The organism is Kineococcus rubinsiae (assembly GCF_011839805.1).
GTDB lineage: Bacteria > Actinomycetota > Actinomycetes > Actinomycetales > Kineococcaceae > Kineococcus > Kineococcus rubinsiae.
Genome location: NZ_VWPY01000100.1, coordinates 1 through 6,535, shown reverse-complemented (window position 1 = coordinate 6,535; position 6,535 = coordinate 1). Strand labels below are relative to the sequence as shown.

The window sequence follows — 6,535 nt, the reverse complement described above, 5'->3', positions numbered from 1 at the left end:
GCCCGGGGGGCGCGCTGCGGCTGGGCGGGCGCCTGCGGGACGGGCGCGGTGGCCGGGTCGACCCACGCGGCCCGCGGGCCCGTCAGCTCGCCGACGATGCCGGCCCCGGCCGCGACCGAGGTCCACTGCGGGGCGATGCCGGCCTGGCGGGCCAGCGTGCGCACGTCGCCGCGCTGGTCGGGCGTCGCGACCGTGACGACGGTGCCGCCGGCGCCGGCCCGGGCGGTGCGGCCCGAGCGGTGCAGGTACGCCTTGTGCTCGGTCGGCGGGTCGACGTGCACGACGAGGCCCACGTCGTCGACGTGGATGCCGCGCGCGGCGATGTCGGTGGCCACCAGCACCTTCACGGAGCCGTCGGTGAACGCGCCGAGGTTGCGCTCGCGGGCGTTCTGGCTGAGGTTGCCGTGCAGGTCCACGGCCGGGACGCCGGCCGCGGTGAGCTGCTTGGCGAGCTTCTTCGCGCCGTGCTTGGTGCGCGTGAACAGCAGCGTGCGGCCCTCACCGGAGGCGAGGTCCTTCACGAGCCCGCCCTTGCCGTCCGCGGAGACCTCGAGCACGTGGTGCTCCATGGTCGAGACGGGCGCGACGGCCGGGTCGACCGAGTGCGTCACGGGGCTGGAGAGGAAGCGCTTGACGAGGACGTCGATGCCGTTGTCCAGCGTCGCGGAGAACAGCAGCCGCTGCCCGCCCTTGGGCGTCGCGTCCAGCAGGCGCTTCACGCCGGGCAGGAAGCCGAGGTCGGCCATGTGGTCGGCCTCGTCGAGCACCGTGACCTCGACGGCGTCCAGGCGGCAGTGGCCCTGGTTGATGAGGTCCTCGAGCCGGCCGGGGCAGGCGATGAGGACGTCGACGCCGTCGCGCAGCGCGGCGACCTGCGGGTTCTGCCCGACACCGCCGAAGACGACGGCCGTGCGCATGCCGAGGGCCTGCGCGAGCGGGGTGATGGTCGCGGCGACCTGGTTGGCGAGCTCGCGCGTCGGCAGGAGCACGAGCGAGCGCGGGCGGGTCGCGCGGCGGGCGGTGCCCGACTTGGCGAGCTGCGCCACGAGGGGCAGCGCGAAGGCGATGGTCTTGCCGCTGCCGGTGCGGCCGCGGCCGAGGACGTCGCGCCCGGCGAGGGAGTCGGGCAGCGTCGCGGACTGGATCGGGAACGGGGAGGTGACGCCGCGGGCCTCGAGGACGCTCACGAGCGCGGCGGGGACGCCGAGCTCGGCGAAGCCGCGGCCGTCGGGGGCCACGTCGTCGGCGGCGTCGGACACCGTCGGGGCGGCGGGTGCCGCGGTGCGCGCGGCGGGGCGGGCCTCGCGGCGGGGCTCGGCCGCACGCTGGGCCGGGGCCTGGAACACGGGCTGCTGGGCCGCCTGCTCGGCGGAGGCCTGCTGCTGCGCGGACGCCTGCTGGACGGAGGCCTGCTGGGCCTCGACGCTGCCGGAGGAGCCGCTGCGACGACGGCGGCGGCGGGCCGCGGGGACGTCGGACGCGGTGGAGCTGGGGGTGGACGTGCGGGGGCCGCTGGGCGCGGAGGGGTTCACGAAGGCCTCTCGAAGGACGAACGGGGGTGGCCGTGGTGCCCGACCCCGCTCGCCGTGGAGGGACCTCTCGCGCGTCGACCTCCCCGTCACCGCGCGTTCCGGTGAGGGTCGGCGAGCGCTGAACACTCGACCGCGGGGAGCGCCGTCGGCGCATCCGCTCAGGACATCATGCCCTACCGGGACTCTCGGCAGGTCGGGGCGTGGCCTTGAGCCCGCGCGGCCGGCGGTCTGCGGGAGGTCCTCCGGGTGGCCGAGCGCAGCAGTGGACAGGCTAACCTCACCTCGTGGCCACCTCGACGAGTCCGCCGCGCGCGGACCCCGACGGCGGCCCCGCACCGAGCCCCGCCGGCGGCCCCGCGCGCGGCCGCCGCCGGCGCACCGCGGGCCTCCTCCTGGCCGTCCTGCTGCTCCTCGTGGCCGTCGCCGCGAGCCTGGCGCTGGGCTCCCGCTCGATCCCGCTGGGCACGGTCGCCGAGGCCCTCACCGGCGGCGGCCCGGCACAGGACGCGCTCGTCGTGCGCGAGCTGCGCGTGCCCCGCACCCTCCTCGGGCTGGGCGTCGGCGCGGCGCTGGGCCTGGCCGGGGCCCTCATGCAGGCGCTGACGCGCAACCCGCTCGCCGACCCCGGCCTCCTCGGCGTCAACTCCGGGGCGGCCGCGGCCATGGTCACCGCCGTCGGCCTGCTCGGCGTCACGAGCCGCAGCAGCCTGGTGTGGGCGTCCATGGCGGGCGCGGCGGTCGTCTCGGTGGTCGTCTACGTGCTCGGCGCGTCCGGGCGCGGGGGCGCGACGCCCGTGCGGCTCGCGCTCGCGGGCACCGCCGTGAGCGCCGCCCTGGTCGCGTACACCAGCGCGCAGCTGCTCCTGGACGCGGAGGTCTTCGACCGCTACCGCTTCTGGCAGACCGGGTCCCTGGCCGGGCAGGACCTCACGGTCGTCCGCCAGGTCGCGCCCTTCCTCGTGGTGGGCACCGTCCTGGGCCTCGCCCAGGCCCGGCCCCTGAACGCCCTCGCGCTCGGCGAGGACTCCGGGCGGGCGCTGGGCGCCTCGATCGGGCGCACCCGCGTCCTGACCGCCCTCGCCGTCACGCTGCTCTGCGGGGCCGCGACGGCGGCGGCCGGCCCGGTCTGGTTCCTCGGCCTCGCCGTCCCCCACGTCGTGCGGGCCCTCACGGGCCCTGACCAGCGCTGGGTGCTGCCCCTGTCGTGCGTGCTGGCCCCGGCGCTGCTGCTGATCGCCGACGTCGTCGGCCGCCTCGTCGCCCCGCCCGGGGAGCTGCAGGTCGGCATCGTCACCGCGCTGCTGGGCGCCCCCGTCCTCATCGCCCTGGTCCGCCGCCGCCGGCTGGCGCAGCTGTGAGCGCCACGACCGGTCTGCGGCCCGCGCCGCCCGGGGGCACCGGCGTCGCCACCCGCGCCCGCCGCGGCGGCACCTGGCGCGCGGGCCGGCGCGTCAGCGTCCGGGTCGAGGGCCGCGCGCTCGGGGTCTGCGTGGCGCTGGCCGCCGCGGTCGTCGTGGTCGCGGTCGTCAGCCTCACCACGGGCGACTACCCGCTGAGCGTGAGCGAGGTGGCCCGCACCCTGGTGGGCCAGGGCGCCCCGGCGCAGGAGTTCATCGTCCGCGGGCTGCGCCTGCCCCGCGTCGTGACCGGGCTCCTCGTGGGCGCGGCCCTGGGGATCGCCGGCGCCGTGTTCCAGCTCGTCACCCGCAACCCGCTGGGCAGCCCCGACATCATCGGCTTCACCACCGGTGCCGTCACCGGCGCGCTCGTCGTCCTGCTCGTCCTGGGCGGCGGCAGCACCGACGCGGCCCTCGGGGCCGTCGCGGGGGGCTTCGTCAACGCCGTCGTCGTCTACCTGCTCGCCGCCCGCGGCGGCGCCTCCGGCTACCGCCTCATCCTCGTCGGGATCGGCATGACCGCGGTCCTGGGCGCCGTCAACAGCTACCTGCTGACCCGCGCCGACCTGCCCGAGGCGCAGTCCGCGCAGGTGTGGATCACGGGCAGCCTCAACGGCCGCGGCTGGGACCAGGCCGCCCCCGTCGGCCTGGGGCTGGCGGTGCTGCTGCCCGTCCTGCTCGCCAGCAGCCGCTCCCTGACCCTGCTCGACCTCGGCGACGACGCGGCCCGCGGCCTCGGGGTGGGCGTGGACCGCGTCCGCCTCACGGTCCTGGCCGCCGCCGTCGCGCTGACCGCCCTCGCGGCGCTCGCGGCGGGTCCCGTCGCCTTCGTCGCGCTCGCGGCCCCGCAGGTCGCGCGCCGGCTCACGGGCGCGGTCGGCAGCGGGCTCGTCGCCGCCGGGCTCACCGGCTCGCTCCTGCTGCTCGTCAGCGACCTCGCCGCGCAGCGCCTGTTCGCGCCCACCCAGCTGCCCGTCGGCGTCATGACCGGCGCCGTCGGCGGCCTGTACCTCGCCTACCTGCTCGCGGGCCAGTGGCGCCGCGGGCGCGGCTGACCCCCACTCCCGGACCGGACGGACCCCGCGTGAGCCTCTCGATCCCCCACCGCCGCCGCTCGGCGCCCCCCGCGCGCGGCCCGCAGCCCGCCGGCGGCAACCGGCTGCGCGGCGAGGACCTCACGCTGGCCTACGACGACCGGACCATCGCCGAGGGCCTCGCCCTGGACGTCCCCGACGGCTCGTTCACGGTCATCGTCGGGCCCAACGCGTGCGGGAAGTCGACGCTGCTGCGCGCGATGGCCCGGATGCTCACGCCGCGCCAGGGCCGGGTGCTGCTGGACGGGCAGGAGATCCACGGCCTGCCGTCGAAGGAGGTGGCCCGCCGCCTCGGCCTGCTGCCGCAGTCGGCCACGGCCCCGGACGGCATCACGGTCGCCGACCTCGTGGCCCGCGGCCGGTTCCCCCACCAGGGGCTGCTGCGGCAGTGGACGCCGCAGGACGAGCGCGCCGTCGACGCCGCCCTGGCGAGCACCCGCGTGGAGGACCTCGCGGACCGCAGCGTGGACGAGCTGTCGGGCGGGCAGCGCCAGCGCGTGTGGATCGCCATGGCCCTGGCCCAGGAGACGCCCATCCTCCTGCTCGACGAGCCCACGACCTTCCTCGACATCGCCCACCAGATCGAGGTCCTCGACCTGTGCGCGCAGCTGCACGAGGAGCAGGGCCGCACCCTCGTGGCCGTCCTGCACGACCTCAACCACGCGTGCCGCTACGCCACCCACCTCGTCGCGCTCAAGGACGGCGCCGTGGCCGCGCAGGGCGTGCCGTCGGAGGTGGTCACGGCCGACCTCGTCGAGCACGTCTTCGGCCTGCCGTGCGTCGTCATCGCCGACCCCGAGACGGGCACGCCGCTCGTCGTGCCGCGCGCCCGCCGCCGCAGCCCGGGCGCGGTCCCCGCGACGCCGGCGCCGTGAGACGTCCCGGTCCCCGGGCGCGGACCCGGCGACGGGTAGCGTGACGACGGTGCGTGGACACCGGATCGGACTCGTCGTGCACCCCGTCCGGGACGTGGCCGAGCAGGTCCACCTCATCAGCGACTGGGCGCGCCAGCACGACGGTGACGTCGTGGGACTCGTCGCGGACGCGGCGCGGCTGCCCGCGGGGTTCCCGCTGGTCACCGAGACCGAGTTCCTCGAGACCGTGGGCGCGGTCGTCAGCCTCGGCGGCGACGGCACGATGCTGGGCGCGCTGCGCCTCGTCGTCGACCGCCGCACCCCCGTGCTGGGCGTGAACCTCGGCCACCTCGGGTTCCTCGTCGAGCTGGAGCCGCGCGAGCTGCCCGCCGCGCTGGAGCGCCTCGCGGAGAAGGACTTCACCGTCGAGCCGCACCTGTGCCTGCGCGCGCAGCTGCCCGGCCGCAGCGCCGTGGCGTTCAACGACCTCGCGCTGGCCCGGACCCCCGGCAAGGGCGCGGTCCTCGCCGCGCTCGCCGTGGACGGGCGCCGCACGGGGTACTTCCGCTGCGACGGCATCGTCCTGGCCACGCCCAGCGGCTCGACCGCCTACAGCTACGCCGCGGGCGGTCCCGTCGTCTCGCCGGGCTCCGACGCCGTCGTCGTGACACCGGTCGCGCCGATGTCGGGGATCGGCCGCAGCATCGTCCTGGGCGCCGACGAACCCGTCCGCCTCGAACTGCTGGAGTCCTCCGGGCCGCCCGTGGTCGAGATCGACGGGGTCGCCTCCGGGGAGCTCGCCCCGGGCGACGTGATCGAGGTCCGCGCCGAACGCGCTGCGGGGCAGGTCATCCGCTTCGACGCCGGCGCCCACAGCACGCGCTCGCGCGTCAAGCTCAGCCTGCTCGACCTGCCGCTGCTGCCCGAGGAGCTGCTCGAGCTCGTCCCGGCCGAGCAGCGACCCCGCGAGGCACCCCGCAAGCGCTGACGCCCGCGGGGCTCAGCCCGCGGCGACCGTCGGCGCCGCGTCCTGCGCGACGACCTCCTGGGCGACCGCAGCGTCCTGCGCCACGGCTCCGGTCGGCTCGGCGGCGGCGGCCGCGTCGCCCGTGCTCTCCCCCGTCGGCGTGGCCGAGCTGGAGCTGCTGGCCGACCCCGTCGCGCTGGGGGTGCTGCTCGCCTTCGGCGAGGCGGTCTCCGAGGCCTCCCCCGAGGAGGTCGCCGACGCCGTGGACTCCGCGGTCGGGGAGTCCGCGGTCGGGGAGTCCGTCGCCCCGCTCGAGGTCGACGACGCGGTCGCGGTCTCCGACGGGGTGTCCGTCGGCGTCGCGGCCGGGGACGGCGTCTGGACCGGGTCCGGGGTCACCGTCGTGCCGATGATCGTCGTGGCCGCGCCGCCCTGGCTCACCGTGCCCTGCCGCTCGGCGGCCACGCTGCTGCCCGTCGTGACCTCGTAGACGGCGATGCCGCCGACGGCCAGGACGAAGGCGGCGAGCCCCAGCAGCAGGACGTGCCTGATGCGCCGCCGACCGCTGCGCGCGACCTCGGCGTCGGCCTGGTCCTGGGCCGCCCGGTCCGCCCGCTCGTCGGCCGCCCGCTCGTCCGCCGCGCGCTGGTCGGCCGCGCGATCGTCGGCGGCACGGTCGGCGTCGCTGCGC

At 77.5% G+C, this 6,535-nt stretch carries 5 protein-coding genes and 1 pseudogene; 4 read left to right on the top strand and 2 right to left on the bottom strand.

Annotation, left to right across the window (positions count from 1 at the left end; genetic code table 11):
• A partial coding sequence (locus F1544_RS22820) for a DEAD/DEAH box helicase (protein ID WP_308470289.1) occupies positions 1-1,532 on the bottom strand: 1,532 nt, incomplete at its 3' end.
• Between the two features lie 284 nt (positions 1,533-1,816).
• Here F1544_RS22820 and F1544_RS22815 point away from each other — a divergent pair.
• From F1544_RS22815 to F1544_RS22800, 4 genes are all read left to right on the top strand, one after another.
• A complete protein-coding gene (locus F1544_RS22815) occupies positions 1,817-2,890 on the top strand; it encodes a FecCD family ABC transporter permease (RefSeq protein WP_167588501.1) in 1,074 nt (357 codons plus the stop codon).
• The gene (locus F1544_RS22810; RefSeq protein ID WP_308470288.1) at positions 2,887-3,984 is read left to right on the top strand and encodes a FecCD family ABC transporter permease; all 1,098 of its coding nucleotides are present in this window, start codon (positions 2,887-2,889) and stop codon (positions 3,982-3,984) included. Before F1544_RS22815 ends, F1544_RS22810 begins: the two co-directional genes overlap by 4 nt.
• Before the next feature lie 104 nt (positions 3,985-4,088).
• On the top strand, positions 4,089-4,898 hold the full coding sequence (locus F1544_RS22805) for an ABC transporter ATP-binding protein (RefSeq protein WP_208972460.1): 810 nt from the start codon (positions 4,089-4,091) through the stop codon (positions 4,896-4,898).
• Between the two features lie 49 nt (positions 4,899-4,947).
• A complete protein-coding gene (locus F1544_RS22800) occupies positions 4,948-5,865 on the top strand; it encodes an NAD(+)/NADH kinase (RefSeq protein WP_167588499.1) in 918 nt (305 codons plus the stop codon).
• A gap of 12 nt (positions 5,866-5,877) precedes the next feature.
• On the opposite strand, the pseudogene F1544_RS22795 reads toward F1544_RS22800, so the two are convergent.
• Positions 5,878-6,535 (bottom strand): annotated as a pseudogene (locus tag F1544_RS22795) (hypothetical protein); the annotation flags it as partial.